Source organism: Synechococcus sp. CB0101, assembly GCF_000179235.2.
Lineage (GTDB): Bacteria > Cyanobacteriota > Cyanobacteriia > PCC-6307 > Cyanobiaceae > Vulcanococcus.
On sequence record NZ_CP039373.1, the window covers coordinates 112,052 to 134,188 of the forward strand.

Sequence of the window (22,137 nt, forward strand, 5' to 3'; positions counted from 1 at the left end):
CGCGTCATAGATCGGCCTGCAGGCTGAGCACCAGGCCCGTGCTGTTGCGATACAGATCACCGGCTAGCGATTGCTGCAGTTCAATGCGCGTTGTGATCTTGCGTCGGTAGGCCCGCAGGCGATCCTGTTGCAGCCACAGCTGCCAGCGCAGACCCAGCCCCACCCGCAGGTCGGCGAGGCTGTTCTGTTGGGTGAATTGCCCGAGCAAATAGGGGCTGAGGGTCTGCGCGAGCCCACGACCAATTCGCCAGGTTCTTCCCTGGCTGTAACGGGCCAGGCTGAGGGTCTGGTTCTGATTCACAAACCAGGCTGCATCGAGATAGAGCGAGCGTTCATTCCAGGCCCGTTGATCTTCTTTCCATTCCGCATTCCAGCGGCCCTGATCGAGCAGAGAGCCGTTGATGCGTAGCAGCAAATCGTTGGTCTGAGCCTCGCCAATCTGCCCTTGATAAGCTTCAGTGAACAGGTTCATGTTCACACCAGCAATCGGTGCATAACGCAGGCCCGCACCGGCGGCTGTTTGGTTCTGGTTGTTCGTCGCATCGTTGGCGCTGATCATGCGCCCGTATCCATAGAGGCCCTCCATCGGCAGACGGTGTTCATAAAGCGCTGTGGCGACCAAGGTGTTGTTGGCATTGATCAAGGCTTCATTCACCGTCTGGGCGGCACCATCGGGAGCTGCCGTCACGTTGAGCAGCAGACTGTTTTGGCGGGCGAGACTTTCGTACGTGCGTTTCAGCCCATAGATCCGTTGCCGCTGCGCTGGCAAATCAAGACGGTCGGTGGCGGTCGACTGATCCTGCTCGAGCTCGATGGCCTTGGCCAGGTGAACGAGGCTTGCGGAGCGGTTGCCCTGCTCCCGATACCGATTCGCTAATTCCGTCTCCACGGCTGGGTTGCCGTTGTTCTGACGACTGACCTCCAGCAGCACCGGCACGGCCTGATCCCTCACGCTGCGTCTTGGGTCCTGGCTGAGGGTGAAGCCGTAGTCGCTCAGATAGCTCGGTTGGCCTGGGCTCAGTTGAGTGGCCTTCTCCAGCCAGGTCAGGGCTTTGCCTCGGTCCCCTCGGGCGCGCGCGATTAACCCGGCTTGATAGAAATCAGCAGCGTCTTTGCTGTCACGCAGCACATGCTCGTAGCGCTCCAGCGCTGATGTCAGATCACCACGGGCTTGGGCAATCAGCCCCCCGAGCCGCCATTGCGCGAGCGTTGGCTCGCGAAGCTGAAGCCAGTGTTCTTCAGCCTGTTCCGGTTGGTTCAGTTCCAGTGCCACCTGGGCCATGCCGGCCTGTACGACTGGCTTCCTGCGCTCCTCGTCCGGTTGGGCTGTCCAGATTTGATAAGCCTGCTCCGGTTCGCCACTGGCGGCCAGGGCAAAGGCCAGCAACGCATCGGCATCGCGGCGCCCCATCGCCGAGGCGCGCTCGAGCTGGATCACCGCTTCACCGGGACGCTCGCTTAAGGCGCATTCGCCTCGGGCTAACCATTCGCTCGCGGCAGCTGATTGAGCAGCAGCGCTGGTGAAGGGCGGTAAGCGATGGCACTGGCCGCGATCAACCAGGAGTTCGTAGAGGTCACCGCGCAGCGTTGCGGGTAGTCGCGGCGCCAGCCGCCCGAGCCAAGCCGCCTCTGGTGGCCGGAGCTGGGCGTAGAGATTCACCAACCGACTGGCGAGTGGTTCTGGGATGGGTGGTGCCCCTGGTCGGTCATCCTGCAAGCGATGCTCCAGCAGGCTTAGCGCCTCGGAGCTCCGGCCCGCTTGAATCAAGCGGTAGCTCAGTTGATCGAGGGTCGGCGGAGGCTCCCGTTGTTGGGCCTGCGCCTGGGCTGTTGTCTGTAGCGGTATGGCGGGGTTGAGAAATGCTCGAGCCAAGTTGAGGCGTTTGCTCAGCAGTGATGACAGTCCTCGGCCCTGGCGGCTCAGGGGCTCGAGCTCAGCCACCACGGAGCGCCAGTCACGAGCCAGCTCGGCCAGGCCGCTGCGGTAGTCGATCAAGCCGCCATGGTTTCGCAGCCAACGCCAGGCGGCAGGGGCTCCCCACCTGCGCCGGAGCTGTTCCGCATAGGCGGTTGCCAGCGCATCGCGATCTTGCTTGGAGCGGGCTTGCTGCAACCAGCGTTCCACCCGGTTGGTTGGAGCGGGGTTGGGTTGGTTCAACCAACTGTTCTGGATCTCCCGGCGTAGCGGTTCTCGCGGTAGAGGTGCCAGAGCATCCAGGGCTGTTCCAAAACGCCGTTGCGCCAGCAACGCCTCGGCCAACAGCAGCCGAGCCTCACGGGAGTTGGCGTCGATCTTGTTGAGCACATGTCGTGCCTCCCGTTCGGCTTCAGCGAAGCGCCGTTGCTGGAGGGCCTTGGCTCCACGCGCCAAATGGGGGTAGCTGCTGAACCGCTGCCAATCGCGCAACAGATTGGGAAACGCTTGCGCAGGAGCACTGGCCATCAGCCCGCTCAAGCCCGTTCCCACCCAGAACAGCGTGAGCCCATGCCCTAACAGCAACGTGGTGAGCTGTTGTCTCATGGAGCTGTGATCGTGAGTCCAGCCAGACCGCGTTGCCGTTGCCGTTGTTGTTCCATTAACAGCGTCTCCAGGCTGTTTTGGTTGAGCAGACCCCGTTGCAGCAGGTGATCTCCCAGGCGCTCCTGCAACGGGTCAAAGCTGATCAGGGCCTGGCTGAGCACGGCTTGGTTGAGCAGACCCATCTCCACGGCCAGATCTCCTAGCAGGATCAAGTGGCGGCCAAGCGCTTCCACGCGTTCAGGGTTGGGATCCCGCGCTAGTTCACGGATGCCTGCGGCCAGGTCACTGTTCTCATCGGGCCGGTATCCATGGATCAGTCCGATCTGAACACGGCCCTGGGGCACCAGAACCTGGCGGCAGGGACAGCCCAGTTGACGGCTGATCACGCCCAGGGCCACGGCACTGGCGGCGCTTTCGCGCCCCAACACTAAGTTGTTCTCTTCCATGCATAAGGGCAGCACGGAGTATTTGAACGCCAACCGTTCTCCAATCCGCTCAAGCAGCTCGGCATCTGGTTGGAAGGGATTGCAATCGCGCCAGCCGAGCTGATGTTGCTGGGCCAGCGCGGCGGCTAATTGACGGCTGTCGATCAGGCCTTCGTCAAGGAGCTGTTGCCCAATCCTTCGGCGTCCACTGCGTGCCAGTACCTGCTCCAGCTGGGTTCTTCCGAGGGATCCCTGCTCGATCAGGATCTCGCCAATCGGCTGGCTCTTCGAACTTTCGGCGACACTTGGGAACACATGTGTGGTTTTGTCCCAGGCCACTCGCCGTGCATCGCCCATCGCCATCACTTGCCGGAAGGCGCGCAAGTTGCCGAAGAAATTCACCCAGTTGGCCCACACCATGCGTGGAATGGCCATAACACTGGCAACGAAGCCATAGAAGCTGCCCGTGAAGATCATGCGTTGCATGATCCGGTTGAGTAGCAGAAGTCCATTGTACAGAAGCAGACCATGGAGAAAGCGGCTATTTCCGAGAATCGATGCAAACTCCCAGCCGCTCCACCCCTCCAGGCTGATCAACCAAGCAATCCCAAGTTGTACAGCTAGAAGCATCGACAGCAGTCCAATTAGATTGCTGATGCCACCGCGTCGATCGCGCCACAGGAAGTAGTTCAGAAGCCAGTTTCGCGTCCAGGGGATCGTCTGGGATCCTTGAAAGACAATCCCAGTAATCCAGCGTGATTTCTGCCGGATGGCTGTGGCCATCGTCTCGGGAAAGTTTTCGCGTACGCAGATCACCTTGGAGGTGCGTTCATTCACGCCGAAGCGTTGTTCGCGCAGCGGGGCCAGGGCAGGATCCCGAGGGCTGAAGCGCACAAAAATCTCGCGCATCCCAGCCTGTCGCAGGCGGAATCCGATGTCATAGTCCTCGGTGAGGCTCTGGGTTGAGAAGGCAATGCCTTCTCCCTCATTGAGAAGCTGTAGAACTGCTCGGCGGCTGAAGCAGGTGCCAACACCGGCGCTCGGTACTTGCCCAACCAGTGCCTCCCGAACGATCACGTCCTTGCCATGCAGTTCTGCGAATTCATCGGCGTAGTGGTTGGCCGTGAAGTTCCACCAATGGCGATGCAGAAAGGGATAGACCGGCACCTGGATCAGGTCTTTGCGGTCGACCAATAGATTGAATAGCCTTAGTTCCAGGGGCGAGATCACGTCTTCGGCATCATGCAGGATGAAGCCACTGAATTGCACACACGCCTCCTGCTCAAATCTCAGAACGGCTGCCAGGATGTTGTTGAGGCAATCGGCTTTGCTGGTTGGCCCCGGCAAGGCGCACACCACCTTGTGCACATTGCTGAAACGTTGGCAGGCCTGGTCAACATCGCTCTGAGTGTCGGCATCGTTGGGATAGGTGCCAACGAAGATCTGGTAGTTCTCGTAGTCGAGGTGTGTGGCTGCCAGATGAGCCATCTGGCCAATCACGCCTACCTCGTTCCAGGCGGGCACAAGGATTGCGAGGGGACGCTCACTCTCGCGATAAAGGGTTTGCTCGTCTGCGAATGAGCGGCGGCTGTAAATCCAGGCACGTCGCCAGCTGAAGCGCAGCCAGTACAGCAAATCGATGAGCAGATCCTCTGTGCCGAAGGCTGCCAAGGCACTTCCGATCACGGCCGTGGCGATCCGCAAGAGGTAGAGATAGGCGGCAAAGCCGTCAACGAGAGCGTCGGCAGTCATGGCGGGATGGGCGCTTCACCGCTTCTCGACGCCTGCCTACAGTAAGGCCGCTGAAGGATTGGCAGTCGCCATGAACGGGCTTGCTCTTCCCTTCAAAAGCTCCCGTCGTGCCGCGATTCTTTTATCGGCTCTGCTGTTGGCAGGTCTGGGTTTCCTGTCGCTTTTTGCGTATCTGCGCTCGACCCGGCAGTTCGATCGTCAGATGGCCACCAAGATCCTGCCGCTTACGGCAGATGCCGTGACGGCTCGCATCGATGATGTGATCAGTCAGCCTATTTTGGCTTCCAGGTTGCTTGCTGATAACAGCCTGATCCTTGGTTTGCTCTCATCTGGACGCAACGACTCTGGTGCGATTACGTCGTATCTTTTGTCTATTCAAAAGGCTGCAGGCGCGCAATCTGCATTTCTGGTGCCTCAGAGCACGCTTCAGTATTTTCATTCCTCAGGTGTGATCAAGACGATTCAGCCTGAATCTCCCCAGGATCGTTGGTATCGAGATTTTCTAGCCTCTGGCCAGATGGTTGAGATCGATATCGATCGTGATACGGCTGATCCAAGTCGGACTGTTGCGTTTGTGAACGTCCGCATCCAGGGGCGTGATCAGCAGTTGCTGGGGGTTGCTGGTTTGGGCGTGTCGGCTGAGGCCATCCAGCGGCAACTCAAGGCGATTCAATCCGATTATGGCGCTCGGGTTCTGCTGGTTAACGGCGTCGGATCTGTGGTGTTGTCCTCAGACGGAACACAAGGCATTCTCAGTCATATTCCTGGTCTTGGCGATCAGGCTCGGGTGATTCTGTCTCAGCCGAGTAGCTCCATACAGCGCCAACTTGGAAGTGACTTACTCTATGTGAATGTACAGCAGATTCGTGGATCTGGTTTGACTCTGGTGGTTGTCCAGACCCTGGATCCCGACGAAAAGCAATTGCGCAGCTTGCTGATTTAGAACACGTTGGTTGCCCTATTGATTGGGGCCTTGTTGATTGTGGCTGGCCGTTTTACGATTGGCCGTGAGCATGAGAAGCTTCACCAAGCTGCTCACACCGATGGCCTCAAAGGCCTGTTGAACCGTACGGCCTTCGCTCCTTTGTTTGATGCCTGCACGGCAGATGCAGCGGCAGGCCAGGGTGGTCTGGTGGCCGCGTTGATGGACATTGACTATTTCAAGCGCGTGAATGACACGTATGGCCACGCTGTTGGTGATGAAGCTCTGCGCATCGTGGCGACTGCAATTCGCAGTAGTGTTCGTGACACCGATCCTGTGTTTCGTTGGGGCGGTGAGGAGTTTCTGCTCTTGTTGCCGATGGCTGATTTGCCCCAGGCCCTTGCACGATTAGAGGCCCTCCGGGATCGATTGCGGGGTACTCCGATTGAGGTGCCACAGCCTGCGGGGGCGATCTATGTCAACCTTAGCTTTGGTGTGGGACGTCACCGGAAAGGGGAATCCAGTGCAGGTCTGCTTCAGCGCGCCGACCGAGCTCTTTATGACGCTAAAAACAGCGGGCGCGACTGTATCGCTGTCGATCAAGAGTCTTAGCGTCTTGGTAGCCGCTCCCAAGCGAGGTCAAAGAGGTAATAGATCAAGGTGAGGCCGATATGGATTTCTATCGATTGTCTCAATCCAATAAATAGTGCTGTAAAAGCAATTGCAATCACCCGGTAAGCCAGGGCTTTCCAGATCAATGGGCGTTGAATCACGAGCGGTCACGCGCGCTGGCTTTCGCTAGGAAGTCTGCCTGAGCCAGTGCTGACGCATGGTTGTGATGCGCGCCTTTCCTGAGCGTGGCCGGCTTCACAGTGCACCTACGATGCAGTCTCCTGTGGCGTGAGATTTAACGCCGGATCGAAGATCTTCAGGCGTTGGAGTCCGATCTACAGGCCATGCTGTCCAGCTGGCAATCTTGTGGTGGCCGTTAGCCGAGGGGCTCAGAGTCCTTCGCAGTGCTGCACGGCCTTGAGGTAGATCAGTTTTCCAGGGCCGCTCTGCCCCTGGAGCGCACTGCTCTGGCGCAATTGGATCTGGGCATCCACGCAGCGGTTGTAGCGATGGGCTTTCACCGCTTGGGGAATTTGCAGGAGGGCGATGGCCAGAAGGCTGCAGCTACTGATGGTGGCCAGTACGGGGTAGGCGTGGGCGCGCACCATCTCGCGGGTGGTGAGCTGCTGCTGGGTGTGATCGCTCATGGCGGTCTCGATGCTGCGCTGATGATGCTCCGTTGACATCCCCATCCGTACTGGCTAGTACAGGTGTACTCCGCCCTTGGGATGATGGCTGTCGCTTCCCCTTATGCCGTGTTCCGCGCTGTTGATGTGATCTGGCCGCCCCAGGCTCCGCCTGTGGTTGTGGAGGGCGATCACGCCCGCATCCCCATTGCTCCCGTGCGCCGGCCTCGCAAGCGCCGTGTCACGGCCGCGGTGCAAGGAGAGTTGTTCCCTGCGGCGGCTGGGCTTTCGGTTGTGTGATCAGCGGCGGCGCAGGAGTTGCCTCGGCCAGCTGCGCGGCCCGTCGTTCTCGCGCACCTGGAGTTGCGCCATCGAGCGCGCGAAGCGCCAGCCCCCGCGGCGCAGCACAGCTCCCCCATGCCAGATCACCGCACCACTGATCAGTAGCCAGGCGAGCAGGTGCAAGTGATACGGAAAGGCATCGAGCTGCCCCGTGCGTAACCAGTCCTCCTGCATCAACTTGCCGCTGCCGATCGCGAGCATCAGACCGATCAGGGCTGCGGCATTGGCCGGTTGGCGCAGGCGGCTCCGACCAGCGTTCAGCGCGTAGAGCGCAAACACCAGCGCCACGGGCCAGAGCAGCACCCCCACCGTTCCATGGATGTCAATCCAATCGCCGGGGAGTGTCGGCAGGCGCAACCAGCGGCCGTCGTGATTGCTGAACACCACGAGCCCGCTCAGCCAGGCCAGCGGCACGAGTAGGGCGGTGCATCCGTGCAGCAGCCGCAGCAGCGAGGGTTGGTAAGGAATGGGGCGGTTCATGTCGCCTGCCGGCCACAGTGAGAGTGATCCTGGCGTCTGATGGTTAAGCCAGGGGATCCGGGGCCGTCATCAGGCTGAGGTGATCGCGATGATCATCACGGTCGTGGTGGTTATCGCTGCCGCCGAGCGAATGCTCGCTGTCGTCGGAATACACAACGCTGCCGACGCGGCGCCCATCATCCTCTCGATGATCATCACGGCTGCCGTAGTGGCGTTCGCCATCGTGATCGTTGGAGTCGCCACCTGAAATGATCGGATCATCACTAAATGAAGCTGCCGTGAGCGAATCACGGTTTCGGTTGCGCTTGTGATCGCGATGATCGTTGCGGTGATGATCACGATCACGCCGATTGCGCTTGCGGTCGCGAGACATTGGCTGCTCTCGGAGAACTCTTTCACCGTATGCAGCGTCCCGTGAGGAACTCGTGAGGCCCTCAGAGTGGCCGGCAGCTGTAGAGATCTGGCCCTTGCGGTGTGGTGTCGGAAGCCTGCTCTGCCAGCCCGCAGCTGAGCTCGGGGGTGGATGGATCCTCGTCGCTAAGCACCCATTGCTGTTGATCGCCGCGGCGCAGTTGCCGTCGCGCTTTGGCTCCCGTGATCACCTCCCGATCCAGATACCAACTGAGGCTGGGCCGCTCATCGCCCTGCAGCAGTAGTGGTGCTGCCCCATTCGCGCCCAGCCGTGGCTTCATCCAGGCGGTGACCGGCGGCACGCTCCAGGTTTCCGCTAACTCCCACAGCCAGATTCGGCTGGCAAAGAGATCGAACAACGCCAACCAGAGCAGTGTGACCAGCACCACGGCACCCCAGAGGCGCCAGCGCTGTTGCCGGCTGATCAGCAAGCTTCCTCCAGCCAGGAGGGCGAATGCCACCGGCAGGCTGACCGCCATGGGTAACGGCAGTTGGCGATGCACGGCCAGCAACCCGGCCCCCGCCAGGATCCATAACCACGGCACCCACGGCAGCACGCGCGTGCAGATCCAGGAACGGGAGCTGTTGCGTTCGATCAGTTGAGCCAGAAGCGGCCCCACGCTTAAAGCAAACGATGGCCAGAGCAAATGGCTGTACCAGGGCAACTGTGTGCGCAGCGGCAGTACGGCTGCTGCGGTGATCAGCGTGAGGCCAAGACTCCAGAAGCCCCAGCGCGACTGCCGTTGTTGCAGGGCCATGACCATGGCCAGCGGCCAGAGGCTGAGCCAGGGCCAGCCCCCCTCCAACACCTCCGTGACCGGCACCATCCAGCCACCGCTATGGCCTTCTAGGGAGCTCACCACCCGTGCCAGCCCCTGGCTCCCCCACATCGTGAGACCTTCCGGCCCCCGATCTAGGAGATGCCAGCCATGCCAGAGAAGGCCTGGCACCAGTCCAATCGCGATCCAGCCGAGCAGAGGCAGCCATTGCTTCGGGCGCCAGCGCCGCTCCCAGCCCAGCAAGAGGCACGCGCCTAGGAGCAACGGCAGGCTCGCGGGGGCTTTCAACAGCAGGATCGCTGAGGCGGCTCCGCCCGCGATCAGGCCCCAGCGGCGTTGCTCGGCAGGCTGCGGATCCTGCGGCAGGCTCAACAAGGCCCACCACTGCAGGGCCATGGCGCTGATCAAGCTGCCATCGAGCATGGCGAGCCGCCCATGGCGCATCAGGGGCAGCAAGGTGAGGGCCACGGCTGCCGTGCAGATGGCAGCGAGCCGATCTCCCGGCCGGAGCCGCCATTGCACCAGCGCCAGCAAGGGCACGATCAAGCTGGAGGCCAGGGCTGGTAGGGCCCGCACCACCCATTCGGGGGGCACCTGACCCGCAGCCTCGAGGCCAACCACACCCCGCCAGAGGCCAATGGCTGCGGCGATCAGGCTGTGGAGCAGTGGCGGCTTGTTGAGGTAGGGCTCGCCCCAGAGCGTGGGCAACAGGTTGGCGGGGAAAGGCCGCAGGCTGATTTCTTGGGCGACCCTTGCCACCAGGGCCTCGTCCCAATCCCGCAGGGGAAGGTCGCCCAGGTGGTTGAACAACAGCAGGAGTGCTCCCATCCAGAGCAGACCAACCCACCAACGCCAGGGCATGCATGCGGCGCCTACAGCGCCAAAAGATCACTTTCTCAGGGATGGGTGAAGAACTCGTGAAGAAGCGATGAAGATCCGCTCCTCAGGCCGCCGCTGGTAGCTGCACCGCCATCCGGCAGCCACCGCTGCTGCTGCCCTGGGCTTCGATGACGCCCCCATGCACCTGGGCAATCCCGCGGGCAATGGATAGCCCGAGGCCTGAATTGGGTCCGCTGCGGGCTGCATCGGCTTGCCAGAAGCGCTCAAACACCAGCCGGCGCTGCGCGGCGGGAATGCCCGGACCTTCGTCGTCCACCACCACCATCACCTGATGGCCCTGGAGCTGAACCTGCAGGGCAACGCTTCCCCCTGGCGGGGTGAATTGCATGGCATTCACCAGCAGATTGCTCAGCAATCGCCGCAGCTGTTCGGGGTGGCCGTGAATCATGGCCGGCCGCTGCAGATCCGCCTTCAACTGGAGCTGTTGGCTAGCGGCGCGATCCCGATACAACGCCACTAGATCCTCGGCTAGATCGCAGAGGTCAAAGCGCTGCCAGTGCTGCTGATCCGGTGCAGAGCGGTCGAGGCGCGTGAGCAGGAGCAGATCATCCACCAGGCGGCTCATCTCTGCTGTGGCCTGGTCGATGCGTTCGATTTTTTCGGCCAGTGCTGGTTCGGCATGCTCCAGCTGTCCCCGTTCCCGTGCCGCGCCGATCACGGCCCGGATGGCGGTGAGGGGATGGCGCAATTCATGGGAGGCATCGCTGGTGAAGCGAATCAAGCGGCGCAGTTGATCGCGAATCGGTTTGAGCGAACTGCCCACCATCCATTGGCTCAACATCGCGGCGGCCAGGGCGCCCACGGCACCACCCACCACGAGGCCATTGCGTAGGCGCACCATTTCGCGGTCGGTTGGTGCCGTGGACAGCGATGTGAACACGTAGCCCTCCAGTTCACGGTTGGAAGCTGTGCTCTCCCTCAGGTACACCGGGCGCCAGTAAGCCACGCCGTTCGGCACCGTGATGAACTGCCGTTCATCGGGCTGAGCCAATGTCTCTAGCGCCTTGAGATCGGCAGGCATGTCGCCGAACTGGCTCAGGATCGTGCGGTCTTTATCGAAGAGAAGAATCTTCTTGTGCTGCAACGCGGAAGCCTGTGATTCCAGGCGTGCGATATGGCCTGATTCGCGCAGCAGTTGTTGATGGGGCAGCTGGTTGTACTCCTCCATTTCATGCAGGATCAGCGGCATTTGGGAGGCCGCAGTGGAGGCCAGTTGCTGCACCTGTTCGCGCAGTAGAGCAGAGCGGGCGCGGCTCACTTCCAGAAACACGGCGATGCCAAACATCACCAGCACAAAGGATGAGATCACTGCGTAACGCCCGGTGAGCTTCCAGCGGATTCGGCTGAGATCGGGCTCCATGGCGGCAGGCGTGGTCACGCGTGGCTGGCGTTGAGGCGGAAGCCCACGCCGTACACCGTTTCGATGAGGTCGGCAGGCGCGCCCGTTTGGTTGAGCTTCGCTCGGATGTTCTTCACATGGGTTTTCACGCTTTCATCCCCAGGCACATCCGCCCAGGCCCAGGCGGCTTCAATCAACTGATCTTTTGAGCAGGTTCGGCCTCCGGCTTTCATCAGTGCCTCCAGCAGGGCGTGTTCCTTGGGTGTTAACCGCAGGTCTTGCTGGTTGAAGCTGGCGGTGCGGCCATCGAGGCTGAGCTTCAGCCCACCCCAGCTCCAGTCTTCTTGTAGAGGGCGTGAGGCGCGCCGCAGTAGTGCCTGGATGCGTGCCTTGAGCAGTGCCGGCTCGAATGGCTTCACGAGATAGTCGTCAGCCCCCTGTTCCAGCCCAAGCACGTTGTCATCAAGGCTGTCGCGAGCGGTGAGCATCAGCACCAGAGGCTGATTGCCCGGCATGCGCCTCAGCCGGCGGCACACCTCGAGGCCATCAAGGCCAGGCAGGTTGAGATCGAGGAGCACGAGGTCAAAGGGGCTGGCCTCCAGCAGCGCCAGCGCTTCAAGGCCGTTTCCTGTGGTTTCGGTCACCAGACCCCAGTGCTGCAGCAATTCAGCCACGGCGCCAGCAATGACGGGATCGTCTTCCACGATCAGCACCTTCATGCCATGGGTAGGCCCAGCCCAGCCTTCATGCTCACTCGATCGTGGAGTGCTGCCTGTGAAGAAGTCGTGAAGCTCTAAAAGTTTGGCCGCCTACCTCGATCAACGCTGCTTATACGTATCGCCCCGGGTATTCGCCGGGGTGCTCGATGCGCGTCACCCTGACACCTGAGGCTGTGCGGCCGGAAAAGCGCAGGAGATCGCTGCCGCTCACGGGATAGCCGAGGTCTTGGGCGAGCAACGACACCTCATCGGCTGTGATCGCTTCACTCACCCTGCGGCGCAGCAAGGGGTCTGCTCGAACCCGGGCCAGGAACTGCTCCAGTGGCGTTGTGCTCACAGCGCGTTGATCAGGCCCAGGCCACCAGCGTCGCACCAATGGCCATCAGCACCACACCAATCCAGGCCTTGAGCCCCAATGGTTCCGCCAACAGCAGCCAGGCCAGGAGCGCCACGAGCACCACGCTCAGCTTGTCGAGTGCGGCTACTCCAGCCACAGGTCCCAGCTGCAGTGCGCGGTTGTAGCAGAACCAGGAGAGGCCAGTGGCAGCTCCAGATAGTGCAAGCGCCAGCAGGCCAAGGCGCGGGAGCTGTAGCAGCGGACCCCAGCTCAGATGACCGCTGCCGGCAAGCACGACGGTCAGCGCGATCGCCACCACCAGCGTGCGCACCCAGGTCGCCAGTGCGGCATCGATCCCTTCAACGCCAAGCTTGGTGAGCAGTGCCGTGAAGGCGGCAAATAGCGCCGCCAAGGCGGCCCAGATCTGCCAGGTCTGCCAGGTCTGCACAGGACTTGTTGCGGCTGAGACGTCAATCACGCTAGGTCGCCTGCTTGCTGCCGTAGACGGAACTCAGATGACGTCGTTGCTATCCCAATCCATGCGAATCAAGAGATCCATGGCTTGGCGTTGCACTTCGATCTGTTGGAGCAGCAGGTGAGCGGCTCGTTTGGCTTCGTCAAGCGAGGTGATGGCATCGATTTCACGCCTCACCACCTCAGTGCTGAAGGCGCGCCCTAAGTGTTGATCCATGGGTTCTCGCGCTGCGACAGAGCATGACGGCAGTTGGAAAAAACTGCTACCAATCTCAAGGGTTGATTTCGATTTCACCTCCTGATCATTCAAGCCCTGCTGGTAGGGTCGCTTTGGCGGGATGTTGAGTCCTGGGTTGCATTAAGTCGTGGATCGGATGGGACCGGATGAATCTTGTTCTCCTGTATGACTCCGATTGGATTGCTGAAGATCTGGTGCTGTTGCGTGATCATCGCGCAGAGCATCTACGCACGTTGTTAAATGTTGTTGTTGGTGATGGCGTGTGTGTCGGTTGTCTCGGCGGTCTTCGAGGCGAAGGCGTCGTGGTGGAGCTCGAGCCTGATGGCGTCAAGCTCCGGGTTGACCTCCATCAACAGCCTCCCGCTCGCCATCGTTTTGATGTGGTGCTGGCCCTACCTCGGCCCAAGATGCTCCGCCGCATCCTGAGGACGGTGGCCGAATTTGGTGTAGCCCATCTTCACCTGATCAACACGGCTCGTGTGGAGAAGAGCTATTGGCAGAGCCCATTGCTTCGGCCGGAGAAGCTGCAGGAGGCTCTTGTGGCTGGGATGGAGCGTTCCAGCGACACCGTGGCACCAGTGATTCATCTCCATCCACGCTTTCGCCCCTTTGTGGAGGATCGCTTGGTGGAGATCTGCGCCGGGCGACCCTGTTGGATCGCTCACATGGGTGGCGAGCGTTCACTGGCGGACGTGCCGCCCGTGCCCTCTGTGGTGATGATTGGTCCGGAAGGCGGGTTTGTTCCGTTTGAGGTAGAGCTGGCAGAACAGCTGATTGCACAACGGGTTCATCTCGGCGGGCGAGTGCTGAGTGTCGATACAGCTCTCCCTACCGCCTTGGCGCAAGCCCTTCCTACCTCGTCATGATCACGCGATGACCAACCCCAGTCCTGAGCTCAGTAGTGATGATTGGCGCCGGATCTGTGATGCGTTGCGCTATCTCGGGCGCGATTTGCATCACCGTTCGTTTGCCGTCACGGATGAGCGCCGCGCTTTGCTTTGGCAGGAGATGGATCTGTGTCTGCAGCTGGCGGACCGATTGGCTGCTGAGGTGGTCGGACGGTCAGACTGAGCTTCAACGGGGTGGGAGTGGACAAGACTTGTTCTGTTTGTCTTGAACCATTTCTTTGAGTGCTGCTTTTCGTGAGACCTCGGGAATTTCGGGATCCTTGCTGAAGATCTTGATGAGGGTTTCTTTGGCCTGTGCTCGAGTAATCAGTCCGTCTTCAAGAAAGGCGCATGTCATTGCTGCCGAGCCAATGAAGAAGCCATACCAGTAGCTTTGCGTGTCAATGTTCTCAACGGCTTGGGCGCCAATTGGGATCAGCAGTGCTGACGCTGTTAGCGCTGTGAAGGCTTTTTTGAGGAAGGGCAATGGATCCTGGCGATACCTCCTTCTCTAGCAAGGGCTGCGCCTATCGGCTCTGGTGTCCCAGTCTGTTGGTGTGCGGCCCTAGGGCTTTGGTCGTTCTGAATCCAACAACGGTTTTGAGACATTCAAGACTTCAGCCCCCACGGCCAAGCGCAGGGGCTTGTCCCCTCAGCCTCGAACGTGGCGAGACCAGGTCGCAGCGGAAAAGCTGTGACCTTCCTCGTTGGCGATGACCACCACGGCTGCTGAATCCGCTGCTGCATCGACCCGAGCCTTCAAGGCGGCGTCGCCCGCCACTTTGACCATGAAGGCATTGAGCTGGGCTTTGGACACGGGATGCTCCCTTGGGTCTTCTCCACTCATAGTCCATTGCGTCTCAGAGTGCCCCTTGCTGCTGCCGCGCCCCATGGCCGGCCTCCGAGTGCGGTCAACGTGGGCAGGTTGCTTGGATGGAAGCCGTGCAACGGCCTGACGTGACCCCCTTCATTGGTCCAGGCGCAATGAGAGTGGGTGGTTATGCAGCAGCTGGTTGAGCTGCCTCCAGGGGCGTACGCCCCTGGAGGGCTGAATGCGGCCTCAAGGTGTTGTACTCCCAGCGCCAGCGATCAGCCAAGGTTTGGGCCTCGCTCACGGTGGTGAACAGCTCGGTGTTCAGTAACTCATCCCTGAACCGGCTGTTGAACGACTCGGCAAACCCGTTCTGCCACGGTGATCCTGGTTCGATGTAGGCCGTGGTGGTGCCGCTGTTCTCGCTCCAGCGCTTGAGGGCGTGGGCGATGAATTCGGGCCCGTTGTCGCTGCGGATGAACGCTGGGGCTGGGTAGAGGCTGGTGAGCTCCTCCAGCACCGCCACGACGTCTCTGGACTTGCAGCGCCTGCCCACCCGGATGGCCAGGCAGAGACGGCTGTGCTCGTCGATCACGTTGAGGAACTTGAGCCGCCGGCCATCGGCCGTGGCGTCGAATTGGAAGTCCATCGCCCAGACCTGGTGCGGGTGCTCAGCCTGGTGACGTCGCACCGAGCCGTCAGCCGGGCGTGCCCTCTTCTGCTTGCGGGGGTGGGCCGCTGCAGGTTCTCCTCGCGCCAGAGCCGGTGCACCCGCTTGTGGTTCACCGTCCAGCCTTCCCGCCGCAACAGGCGGTGGGCCATGCGCCGGCCCCAGCGGATGTGCTCAGCTGCGATTTCGCGGAGACGATGCCTCAGCTTGGCCTCCTCAAGATCGGCGACCTTGCCGACATGGCGCTGGCTGCTGCGGTGCTGGCCCACCAATCGGCAGACCCTCCGCTGGGATGCCCGGTAACGCTCCTGCAGGACTGTGACGGCCCGCCGGCGACGCTCCGGGCTCAGAAGTTTCCCTCAGCGAGGTCCTTGAGCATCGCCTTGTCGAGCTCTGCTTCCGCCAGAAGCCTTTTGAGCCGGGCGTTCTCTTTCTCCAGCTGGCTGAGCCGTTTGGCCTCTTCTGCCTTCATTCCGCCGTAGAGCTGCCGCCAGCGGTGGTAGGTGGGCTGGGAGACCTCGAGAACTCGGCAGGCGTCCGCAACTGTCTGGCCCTGGGCAAGCAACTGGTCAGCCGTTTTGAGCTTGCGGATGATCTGCTCGGGTGTGTGGCGGGTTCGTTTCATGGTGGAGTCCCCGGCCCAGTCTGGCCGGATGAGGACTCTCATTCACCCTGGACCGATTTTTAGGGGCCACGCCAGGCCGATTTGATTCAAGCTCGCCCTTGATCGTCGGATTGTTAGCAAACTTGCATAGCTGGATGTGGCTTGCGTGAGTCGATTGTTGCTGTCAGAGTCATCCGAATTGAGATATCTGCACATGCGCTTCACTCTTTTTGTCGCTTCTGCCGCTTTGCTCAGCGCCGGAATCACGGTGGCCGCTAGAGCCGAGAGCATGCTTGATCAGATCGTGATCAACAAGTGCTCCTCTGCGATGCGGGCCGACTTTGACAAGGCAGGCAAGACGCCTCCAGCCGGATTGATCCAGCAGACCTGCACCTGTGTGGCTCAGCAGTTGAATGAAACGCACAATATTGATGCCGCAAGGGCAATCTGTACGCAGCAAGCTCAGTCGGAAATGTAATCCGTAGCTCCGGTGGGCTCTGCCATCGCTGGCGTTAAGTGGGGCGATGACTTCTGAGATAGCTTTTCCCTGCTCGTCTCGTGCCGGGCCTGTTATCGGTTGATTGGGATATGGTTGATACCTAGGTCATCACGGTGAAAGAAGGGTCTGCATTGATTGGCGTGAGATTCGAAGGGTTAAGTGCTGGCTACAGGTGCGGCCAACTGGGTCGGTCAGGCCAATCCGCGGGGATCCATAGAGTGGATGATGTTCACATGGATAGATTTGTATATTGCTCGATCCCGAGAAAGGCTTCGTCGCCCGACTGGTCTTGCTCTAGGAATGTCACGCTGATCAGGCCAGATCGTTTGTTGATGGTGCCCGTAACGATGTCGTTGTCTTCAAGGCTGAGCATGTAGAAAGTGCCCTCAAAGGGTTGTATCCCTGCGATGTAGTTCTCGCGGACAATCTCGCCAAGTTCGTCCTCGTAGCTTCTTTCTGCTCTTAATGCTCCGCCTGGGATCTGTGAGAACTCGAGCGTGAATGAGGGCAGGGTGCTTTTGGTGGCTACAACATTTGTGATGTCATCGGCTTCGGCAAAAGTCTTTGAGCTGAAGCTGCCGTGCCAATCGCCATCGATTAAGTAATTGGTGAGCCGGTCGAGCCTTGCTTGGAATTTCTTGTTGTTTTAGCTTGCGTTCTGGACCAGGTCTTTGCAGGCATTTTGGATCGAATTGTTTTTCATAAAATACTGGCTTCGGGTGAATGGTGTTTGATTCCCGTGGAAAGACTTAATCGTGGCTGTACGTGAACAAGGAAGTGCCTTCGTGGAGTTCGGGGCTGTGAAAGCTGATGACGAGCCGGAGAGGTTCAGTCACGGGTGCTCGACGCTGATCGGGCGGCACGCATGACTTCTGCCCTCGCCGGAATCCGCAAGCCATTGGCGGCCACGTCTCAGGGCGTGGCTCAGAGGCATTGAGGCGTGAGGGCTTGTTTGCCTCAGCCTCAGAAACCCCGTCCCTGAGAAGTCAATCGGGGCGACAGGATTCGAACCTGCGACCTAGTGCTCCCAAAGCAGATCATGGGTTGAGGCCAGAACTGCGAACTCAGTGTTTGCAACGGTTCTGGCGGACTCTGTCATGGCCTGTCTGGCCGGAATTGGCTAGTTTTGAGCGGGATTTGAGCGGAACTCTGGAGTGCCAGAAGTCAGACGGCAACAGGCCTGGGAGGTGCTCTTCCGTGAGGAGGTGAGCGGAATCGCCGTTGGCTGGACTGTGCGCGAAGACTATGGAAAGGTGCGACTGACGGTCCGCCGCCGTGGCGAGACCCCGGAGAGCATCACCCTCCCTTTTGCCTGGGACCGCATCACACGCGGCGACGCCTACACGCGCATCCGCAATATCTATGTGCACTGGAGCGAGGGTCACACGCTGCGCGCGGCCGCGGAGCTCGCTGATGGCAAGTCGCCGAGCACCGTTCTGAATTGGCGGCAGGCGGCGGACGGTTTCCAGGAACAGAAGCGCAACCATGGGAACCACATCAAGGAAGCCACCTGGAACCACGCCTACGAGCCCGTGGTGTCGATGGCGGTTGAGCTGCTTAACGGGCGCAGGCCACCAGGGAATCCAGCCGATCTCCTTGACGCCTGTATCCGCGATTGGGCACCAGGGAGTCGGATGCGTCAGATCCGTGCCCAGTCCCTCGCGCAGTTCCTGAACCACTGCGTTCAGCGAGAGCGCTTCCCCGATCTCTGGCTCCCACCGGCAGATCTCAAGCGGCATGTTGGCCGCAGGGATGCAACGGTGAACAGGACCCAGAAGGGTGACCCCTTCACCACAGATCAGCAGATCCTCGATCTTCTGGAGGCCCTGCCCACTGAGGGTGCCGGCAAGCGTTGGTGTGACGCCTTGAAACTGCTGGCCGAACTCGGACTGCGGCCCATCGAGCTGCTTCACCTTTCTGTGCGGACTGACGGCGCGACCGGTGAGGCCTATTGGTGGTGCAGTTACCAGAAGCGATCGGGAGGGGGCGATACAGCCGCCCGCCGTGTGTTCCCTTTGCCTCTGGATGGAGATGGTGGCCTGACCGACTGGCAACTACTGAGTCGTTGGCAGGCCGGGGAGATTGAGCTCCCACCGCTTCGTAGCGGCAATGGTGCGGGTGATTCGTTCGGGACTTATCTGAACCGGCAGGCGGCCTGGACTGAGGTTCGTGACGCCGCCAGCCGAGAGAGCCGCCGGATTGTTCCTTACAGCTTCCGGCACACCTACAGCCTTCGCGGCCACCGACGCGGGATTGATGCGGGTGCGATGGCCCACAGCATGGGCCATTCGCTTGAGGTGCATCTACGCAGCTACCCCTGGGCTTCAGCGAGCAATACGGCGGCCGCTTTTGCGCGAGCGAGCGAGGCGGCTGGCCGTTGAGCTGGTGGCTGTATTTCCAGGGGTGCCCGCGCCTGGATCAGAACTCCTCCTCCCAGAGCCCCATCCGCTCGAGCCAGGCATCGGACTGCTCCAAGCTCCAGCCGTGATCGGCCTCCAACACATCGGCGATGGCGACCATGACATCGAAGGAGCGGCCGTCGTAACCGCCGTGGGCCATGGCGCTGCGCTGCAGAGCCGTGCCCAGTTGCAGGAGATCCAGTTCCGCCAACCAGTCGCCCTGCTCAAAGGCCGCAAAGGCGTGGTCTTGCTGGAAGTGAGGGAGCGTGAGCTCGTCGGCTGAGGCTGCCTGGTGAGTGGGCGGCGTCAGACAGGAGCGCGTCCAGCTGAGCATCGGCAGCAGGGTTGGGACTAGAGGCAGAAGTGATCGGAAGAAGGCGAGCAAAGGGGATGGTGTGAGGCCCAGAAGGGTTCCGACAGGTCCTTTGCAATGCGGCGGATTTCAGCGATGAGCAAGGGGCGGTGAGTAGCCAAGGATTCACTGTCTCAACAAGCCCAGGAGCCCATGCTCCAGAACTCCTTTGTGCACGCTTCTTAAGCCCTCAAGCAAGGCCAAACAAGTCACGATGCTTCCGCTTGGGAGCCAAGGCATTGCCTCCAATTTCCGATGGCTCTTCCCCCCGCTGGGATGACAATGCTTCCTGCATCAATCAAGGATTCGCTCGGCAAGAGGAGGCAGCTCCCTGGACAAGCCTTGGCATGAAAGAATCTATGCGCTGAACGCATTTGCCTTTGCAAAAACTGCATTTACACTCAATGCGTCTCTAGTGAAGGTTAAGAGGTGTAAGATTTAATGCTGGCTGTGGCATTCGAGTTCTGGACAGCGAAGGCGAGTGACCTGGATGTACGTGGTTCCGTTGAGAGGGAATTGATTGCTGCCGGTTTTACTGTTGATGAAGGAGGGACGACCTCAATGCAGGTATCTGCTCTGAAGGATCCTTGCTTTGTGGGCGGGTATTGGTCGAATGTCAGGCTGTTGGTAATGTGGGAAAATCGTAATATGAAAAAAATAAGAATTGAACTTCGAAGCGATGAGCCGGCCTTCCGGCCTGACACTCACTGCAAAGGGGCTGCTAGAGAGTTGCAAAAGTTGTTACCCCCTCTTTAGATTGTGAGAATCAAAAAGAGAGCTGTCTTGCCGAGGGATAGGTGTTTGACTCTGCGTGATTGTTTCTCGAGGCAGTCTCTGAATGGCATGCTGCGACTTGATGGTGGGAAGTTTATTTTTGCTGGCCTGACCTCTTTTCTGGTGGGTGTGCTGATTCACCCGCATCTGTGCGCGGCTCTTCTGCCTGTGTCAGCTTGCCTATGCGTTGTGGGAATCGTCTCGATCGGGAAAGATCGAAAAAGAAGGGATTTTTCTGTTCCCCTTCGTAAGGCTTCTCGTGCTCAAGGCCTGGATGTTTGGCGACGATCTAGGCTGTCTAAGTCTAAGACAAAGTAATCCGATGCTTGACGATGCTTTCAATGTATATGCTGCACTCTGGTGACGGTTGTTTGGTTTGACGCCGTGTCTTAAGTGTATCCAGTCTGGATGAACTGGTTTCGACGTCTTCTCGCCCATTGTGCTAAGGAAATTCTGGAAAACCCAGCCCGTCTGCGCGAAAATGAACCTGTAATCGCAGACCAGGACTGGGTTGATGGGCGGCAAGCAGCTCGGTTTCACGGACTATGAGCTGACCACGGCCAAGAAGCGCACCAAGCGCGAGAAATTTCTCTCCGAGATGGAGGCTGTGGTGCCTTGGCAGGCACTCATCGATCTGATCGAGCCGCACTACCCCAAGGCGAGCAAGAAAGGCGGCAGGCCTCCCTATCCGCTGGCAACGATGCTGCGCATTCATCTGCTGCAGCAGTGGTACTCCCTCAGCGATCCGGCCATGGAAGAGGCCTTGATCGAGGTGCCCACCATGCGCCGCTTTGCCGGCATCGAGCTGATCAGCGATCGGATCCCGGACGAGACCACGATCCTCACGTTCCGCCATCTGCTTGAGAAGCATGGGCTGGGTGAGCAGATTTTTGACACCGTCAAAGCGCTCCTGGCCGCTCGGGGCGTAACCATGCGTCAGGGCACGATCGTCGATGCCACCTTGATCGCAGCGCCCAGCTCCACCAAGAACAAAGATGGGAAGCGGGATCCGGAGATGCACCAGACCAAAAAGGGCAACCAGTGGTACTTCGGCATGAAGGTCCACGCCGGCGTTGACAAGGACTCAGGCCTGATCCATTCGGTTGTCGTCACCGCCGCCAACGTGCACGACCTCACCCCGGCAGCTGAGCTACTGCATGGAGATGAGGAGGTGGTGTACGGCGATGCTGGCTACCAGGGCATCGCCAAGAGACCAGAAATGGCTGGCAAGACAGCGGAGTTCAGAGTGGCGATGCGGCCCGGCACGCGCAGGGCTCTTCCTGACACCCCGGATGGGAGGGTGCAGGATCTGATCGAGACGGCCAAAGCTCACATCCGCTCCAAGGTTGAGCATCCCTTCCGTGTGATCAAGCAGCAGTTCGGCTTTCAAAAGACCCGGCTGCGAGGCTTGGCCAAGAACCGCTGCAAAATCAACGTGCTTGCGGCACTGTCGAATCTGTACCAGGCCCGACGACAATTACTCGCGACAGTGTGAACAGGGACTTGGTGTGCCTGCACACCTCTATTTAGCCTCAAAACCAGCCGAAAGTGGCTGGATATGTGAGCCAAGGTCATCAAAAAATGGCCTCAGAGGCAATTTGCAGCCAAAACCACTCTTTCTGCTCGCTGCCGCCGCTCAAACACCGCTTGTCCAGAGTTTCCCTAACGCATCTGTCCCCTCTTGTGGCTAGTTCAGGTGCAACTGGTGGATGTAGGTGAAAAGCCCCGGGCCGTAACCCAGGGCTCTTGATGACTGGCGGAGTGTGGTGGGGTGTCAGCTCTTGCTCGCCCGCACCTCCCAGAACGCTGCACCCAGGCTGTAACTCGCCAGGCCGCTCTGCTGCTCATAGCTCTGGCGTGCCTTGAGTTGGCATTCGATCTCCTTGCAGTCGATGGAATAGGTCCACAGCTTGCGGCCGGGGCGGCGGTTGAGCACGAGCTCGGGTGTGATCTGATAACCATTCCCATCCTTGCCGGCAGGTAGGAGAGTGAGCAGATCGCCGCGTAGGTGAGCCAGCCGCAGCTGTTCGCTCAGTTCCTTCTGCTCGGCGGTGAGGAGTTCTTGCTGTTGCTTCACCTCAAGTAGGCGGGTCACGCAGGTGGTGATGGAGTCAGGTGAGAAACGCGGGTCTTCCGTGCCAGAGCTGGCGGGGAGGACTCCCGCATTGGCGAGAAGGAGCAGGGCTTCTGCTGTGCCCGGAGCGGGTTCACCCAGGGAGGCAGAAGTGGCGGTGAGGGTTGCAGTCATACGCGTGTGAGGTGTG

The 22,137-nt window shown here is 60.1% G+C and carries 24 protein-coding genes and 1 pseudogene; 8 read left to right on the forward strand and 17 right to left on the reverse strand.

All coding sequences use genetic code 11. The features are described 5' to 3' along the window. Positions 1-4: 4 nt before the first annotated feature. Positions 5-2,521 carry a bacteriophage N4 receptor, outer membrane subunit gene (locus CB0101_RS00675; RefSeq protein WP_010309872.1) on the reverse strand — a complete coding sequence of 839 codons (2,517 nt, stop codon included), beginning with the start codon at positions 2,519-2,521 and terminating at the stop codon, positions 5-7. Beyond that, on the reverse strand, positions 2,518-4,698 hold the full coding sequence (locus tag CB0101_RS00680) for a glycosyl transferase family protein (RefSeq protein WP_010309870.1): 2,181 nt from the start codon (positions 4,696-4,698) through the stop codon (positions 2,518-2,520). The genes CB0101_RS00675 and CB0101_RS00680 overlap by 4 nt, the downstream gene beginning before the upstream one ends. Before the next feature lie 70 nt (positions 4,699-4,768). On the opposite strand from CB0101_RS00680, the gene CB0101_RS00685 reads away from it, so the two are divergent. Next, positions 4,769-5,641: a cache domain-containing protein gene (locus CB0101_RS00685; protein ID WP_168187923.1), complete on the forward strand. Its 873-nt coding sequence runs from the start codon at positions 4,769-4,771 to the stop codon at positions 5,639-5,641. Positions 5,642-5,680: 39 nt separating this feature from the next. Next, positions 5,681-6,232, forward strand: a complete 552-nt coding sequence (locus CB0101_RS00690) for a GGDEF domain-containing protein (protein WP_246833889.1) — start codon at positions 5,681-5,683, stop codon at positions 6,230-6,232. A 389-nt stretch (positions 6,233-6,621) separates the two neighbouring features. Here the strand turns inward: CB0101_RS00690 and CB0101_RS00695 are convergent, their stop codons facing one another. Further along, a complete protein-coding gene (locus tag CB0101_RS00695; RefSeq protein WP_029553035.1) occupies positions 6,622-6,879 on the reverse strand; it encodes a hypothetical protein in 258 nt (85 codons plus the stop codon). Positions 6,880-6,963: 84 nt separating this feature from the next. On the opposite strand from CB0101_RS00695, the gene CB0101_RS00700 reads away from it, so the two are divergent. Next, on the forward strand, positions 6,964-7,158 hold the full coding sequence (locus tag CB0101_RS00700) for a hypothetical protein (RefSeq protein WP_136643910.1): 195 nt from the start codon (positions 6,964-6,966) through the stop codon (positions 7,156-7,158). Here CB0101_RS00700 and CB0101_RS00705 read toward each other — a convergent pair whose 3' ends face one another. The 8 genes from CB0101_RS00705 to CB0101_RS00740 all read right to left on the reverse strand — a co-directional run bounded on the left by CB0101_RS00705 (position 7,159) and on the right by CB0101_RS00740 (position 12,856). Beyond that, entirely contained in the window at positions 7,159-7,680 is a 522-nt protein-coding gene (locus CB0101_RS00705) for a cytochrome b/b6 domain-containing protein (protein ID WP_010309860.1), read from the reverse strand. It abuts the gene before it with no gap. A 69-nt stretch (positions 7,681-7,749) separates the two neighbouring features. Next, the gene (locus CB0101_RS00710; RefSeq protein ID WP_136643911.1) at positions 7,750-8,079 is read right to left on the reverse strand and encodes a hypothetical protein; all 330 of its coding nucleotides are present in this window, start codon (positions 8,077-8,079) and stop codon (positions 7,750-7,752) included. 35 nt (positions 8,080-8,114) lie between these two features. Next, positions 8,115-9,698, reverse strand: a complete 1,584-nt coding sequence (locus tag CB0101_RS00715) for a glycosyltransferase family 39 protein (RefSeq protein ID WP_168187925.1) — start codon at positions 9,696-9,698, stop codon at positions 8,115-8,117. Positions 9,699-9,813: 115 nt separating this feature from the next. Beyond that, positions 9,814-11,148 (reverse strand): HAMP domain-containing sensor histidine kinase, encoded by a 1,335-nt coding sequence (locus tag CB0101_RS00720; RefSeq protein WP_136643912.1) that lies wholly within the window; start codon positions 11,146-11,148, stop codon positions 9,814-9,816. Continuing rightward, positions 11,145-11,828 (reverse strand): response regulator transcription factor, encoded by a 684-nt coding sequence (locus tag CB0101_RS00725; RefSeq protein WP_010309847.1) that lies wholly within the window; start codon positions 11,826-11,828, stop codon positions 11,145-11,147. The genes CB0101_RS00720 and CB0101_RS00725 overlap by 4 nt, the downstream gene beginning before the upstream one ends. A gap of 109 nt (positions 11,829-11,937) precedes the next feature. Further along, the gene (locus tag CB0101_RS00730; protein WP_010309844.1) at positions 11,938-12,165 is read right to left on the reverse strand and encodes a Nif11-like leader peptide family natural product precursor; all 228 of its coding nucleotides are present in this window, start codon (positions 12,163-12,165) and stop codon (positions 11,938-11,940) included. Between the two features lie 10 nt (positions 12,166-12,175). Continuing rightward, positions 12,176-12,613 (reverse strand): EamA family transporter, encoded by a 438-nt coding sequence (locus CB0101_RS00735; RefSeq protein WP_010309842.1) that lies wholly within the window; start codon positions 12,611-12,613, stop codon positions 12,176-12,178. 63 nt (positions 12,614-12,676) lie between these two features. Next, on the reverse strand, positions 12,677-12,856 hold the full coding sequence (locus CB0101_RS00740) for a hypothetical protein (RefSeq protein WP_010309840.1): 180 nt from the start codon (positions 12,854-12,856) through the stop codon (positions 12,677-12,679). A 167-nt stretch (positions 12,857-13,023) separates the two neighbouring features. Between CB0101_RS00740 and CB0101_RS00745 the strand changes: the two genes are divergently transcribed. Together CB0101_RS00745 and CB0101_RS15575 are read left to right on the forward strand one after the other, a co-directional pair. Then, on the forward strand, positions 13,024-13,743 hold the full coding sequence (locus CB0101_RS00745; RefSeq protein WP_136643913.1) for a 16S rRNA (uracil(1498)-N(3))-methyltransferase: 720 nt from the start codon (positions 13,024-13,026) through the stop codon (positions 13,741-13,743). A 7-nt stretch (positions 13,744-13,750) separates the two neighbouring features. After that, on the forward strand, positions 13,751-13,948 hold the full coding sequence (locus CB0101_RS15575) for a hypothetical protein (RefSeq protein ID WP_246833796.1): 198 nt from the start codon (positions 13,751-13,753) through the stop codon (positions 13,946-13,948). 3 nt (positions 13,949-13,951) lie between these two features. On the opposite strand, the gene CB0101_RS00755 is transcribed toward CB0101_RS15575, so the two are convergent. From CB0101_RS00755 to CB0101_RS00765, 3 genes and pseudogenes are all read right to left on the reverse strand, one after another. Then, positions 13,952-14,251 carry a hypothetical protein gene (locus tag CB0101_RS00755; protein ID WP_136643914.1) on the reverse strand — a complete coding sequence of 100 codons (300 nt, stop codon included), beginning with the start codon at positions 14,249-14,251 and terminating at the stop codon, positions 13,952-13,954. A gap of 165 nt (positions 14,252-14,416) precedes the next feature. Continuing rightward, entirely contained in the window at positions 14,417-14,581 is a 165-nt protein-coding gene (locus tag CB0101_RS00760) for a Nif11-like leader peptide family RiPP precursor (protein WP_136643915.1), read from the reverse strand. 181 nt (positions 14,582-14,762) lie between these two features. Then, positions 14,763-15,870: pseudogene (locus tag CB0101_RS00765) on the reverse strand (IS3 family transposase). A gap of 193 nt (positions 15,871-16,063) precedes the next feature. Between CB0101_RS00765 and CB0101_RS00770 the strand changes: the two are divergent. Then, on the forward strand, positions 16,064-16,327 hold the full coding sequence (locus CB0101_RS00770; protein ID WP_010309825.1) for a hypothetical protein: 264 nt from the start codon (positions 16,064-16,066) through the stop codon (positions 16,325-16,327). Positions 16,328-16,577: 250 nt separating this feature from the next. Here the strand turns inward: CB0101_RS00770 and CB0101_RS15170 are convergent, their stop codons facing one another. Then, positions 16,578-16,721: a hypothetical protein gene (locus tag CB0101_RS15170; protein WP_010309822.1), complete on the reverse strand. Its 144-nt coding sequence runs from the start codon at positions 16,719-16,721 to the stop codon at positions 16,578-16,580. 781 nt (positions 16,722-17,502) lie between these two features. Here CB0101_RS15170 and CB0101_RS00775 point away from each other — a divergent pair. Further along, the gene (locus CB0101_RS00775; protein WP_029553033.1) at positions 17,503-18,729 is read left to right on the forward strand and encodes a tyrosine-type recombinase/integrase; all 1,227 of its coding nucleotides are present in this window, start codon (positions 17,503-17,505) and stop codon (positions 18,727-18,729) included. 37 nt (positions 18,730-18,766) lie between these two features. Here the strand turns inward: CB0101_RS00775 and CB0101_RS00780 are convergent, their stop codons facing one another. Further along, positions 18,767-19,081 carry a hypothetical protein gene (locus CB0101_RS00780; protein WP_010309818.1) on the reverse strand — a complete coding sequence of 105 codons (315 nt, stop codon included), beginning with the start codon at positions 19,079-19,081 and terminating at the stop codon, positions 18,767-18,769. 1,306 nt (positions 19,082-20,387) lie between these two features. Here CB0101_RS00780 and CB0101_RS00785 point away from each other — a divergent pair. Beyond that, positions 20,388-21,368 (forward strand): IS5 family transposase, encoded by a 981-nt coding sequence (locus tag CB0101_RS00785; protein WP_136643901.1) that lies wholly within the window; start codon positions 20,388-20,390, stop codon positions 21,366-21,368. Positions 21,369-21,647: 279 nt separating this feature from the next. Here the strand turns inward: CB0101_RS00785 and CB0101_RS00790 are convergent, their stop codons facing one another. Next, a complete protein-coding gene (locus CB0101_RS00790) occupies positions 21,648-22,121 on the reverse strand; it encodes a hypothetical protein (protein WP_136643916.1) in 474 nt (157 codons plus the stop codon). Positions 22,122-22,137: the final 16 nt, after the last annotated feature.

Coding starts and splice junctions, on each gene's coding strand:
- CB0101_RS00695 (WP_029553035.1), bottom strand. CDS start 6,879: ATGAGCGATCACACCCAGCAGCAGCTCACCACCCGCGAGATGGTGCGC.
- CB0101_RS00675 (WP_010309872.1), bottom strand. CDS start 2,521: ATGAGACAACAGCTCACCACGTTGCTGTTAGGGCATGGGCTCACGCTG.
- CB0101_RS00705 (WP_010309860.1), bottom strand. CDS start 7,680: ATGAACCGCCCCATTCCTTACCAACCCTCGCTGCTGCGGCTGCTGCAC.
- CB0101_RS00685 (WP_168187923.1), top strand. CDS start 4,769: ATGAACGGGCTTGCTCTTCCCTTCAAAAGCTCCCGTCGTGCCGCGATT.
- CB0101_RS00740 (WP_010309840.1), bottom strand. CDS start 12,856: ATGGATCAACACTTAGGGCGCGCCTTCAGCACTGAGGTGGTGAGGCGT.
- CB0101_RS00785 (WP_136643901.1), top strand. CDS start 20,388: ATGGGCGGCAAGCAGCTCGGTTTCACGGACTATGAGCTGACCACGGCC.
- CB0101_RS00680 (WP_010309870.1), bottom strand. CDS start 4,698: ATGACTGCCGACGCTCTCGTTGACGGCTTTGCCGCCTATCTCTACCTC.
- CB0101_RS00725 (WP_010309847.1), bottom strand. CDS start 11,828: ATGAAGGTGCTGATCGTGGAAGACGATCCCGTCATTGCTGGCGCCGTG.
- CB0101_RS00745 (WP_136643913.1), top strand. CDS start 13,024: ATGAATCTTGTTCTCCTGTATGACTCCGATTGGATTGCTGAAGATCTG.
- CB0101_RS00790 (WP_136643916.1), bottom strand. CDS start 22,121: ATGACTGCAACCCTCACCGCCACTTCTGCCTCCCTGGGTGAACCCGCT.
- CB0101_RS00780 (WP_010309818.1), bottom strand. CDS start 19,081: ATGCTCAGCTGGACGCGCTCCTGTCTGACGCCGCCCACTCACCAGGCA.
- CB0101_RS15575 (WP_246833796.1), top strand. CDS start 13,751: ATGACCAACCCCAGTCCTGAGCTCAGTAGTGATGATTGGCGCCGGATC.
- CB0101_RS00770 (WP_010309825.1), top strand. CDS start 16,064: ATGCGCTTCACTCTTTTTGTCGCTTCTGCCGCTTTGCTCAGCGCCGGA.
- CB0101_RS00700 (WP_136643910.1), top strand. CDS start 6,964: ATGGCTGTCGCTTCCCCTTATGCCGTGTTCCGCGCTGTTGATGTGATC.
- CB0101_RS00715 (WP_168187925.1), bottom strand. CDS start 9,698: ATGGGAGCACTCCTGCTGTTGTTCAACCACCTGGGCGACCTTCCCCTG.
- CB0101_RS15170 (WP_010309822.1), bottom strand. CDS start 16,721: ATGCTCAGCCTTGAAGACAACGACATCGTTACGGGCACCATCAACAAA.